The 524-nt window shown below is 46.9% G+C and carries 1 tRNA gene and 1 rRNA gene; both read right to left on the bottom strand.

What is annotated here, in order from left to right:
* Nucleotides 1-218: 218 nt before the first annotated feature.
* A tRNA-Ala gene (locus tag AB4Y93_RS28810) sits at nt 219-294 on the bottom strand.
* Between the two features lie 122 nt (nt 295-416).
* A 16S ribosomal RNA gene (locus AB4Y93_RS28805) occupies nt 417-524 on the bottom strand; the annotation flags it as partial.

Below are 524 nucleotides of genomic sequence, written 5' to 3'. Positions count from 1 at the left end.
TCGCCACGTCCTTCTTCGGCTCCTAGTGCCTAGGCATCCTCCGTGCGCTCTTACTAGCTTAACCTATCATCAATAATTCCTTATTGATGTAAATCAACTTTGCTTAAGGATGTTTCATTATCTTTCGCTATCCAGTTTTCAAGGTACAAGTCTTTTGCGTTGTATTCACTTCAAAGTAAACTTGAGTAAATAAAAACAGCAAAAAATGATGGTTGTATTGGTGGAGCCAAGCGGGATCGAACCGCTGACCTCCTGCTTGCAAGGCAGGCGCTCTCCCAGCTGAGCTATGGCCCCATACAAATTCCATCAAAGCTGAACAAATGATTTTCACGTCTAGCGCACCGCGCCATTATTCAAACGATTTATGGAAGCTAAGCTTCCTATCCGATCATCATCGTGATCGGGTATTTCCTTAGAAAGGAGGTGATCCAGCCGCACCTTCCGATACGGCTACCTTGTTACGACTTCACCCCAATCATCTACCCCACCTTCGACGGCTGGCTCCCTTGCGGGTTACCCCACCG

It is taken from the genome of Paenibacillus sp. YAF4_2, from assembly GCF_052113225.1.
GTDB lineage: Bacteria > Bacillota > Bacilli > Paenibacillales > Paenibacillaceae > Pristimantibacillus.
The sequence above is the reverse complement of the archived record's forward strand: the minus strand, read 5'-3'. Positions and strand labels throughout refer to the sequence as shown.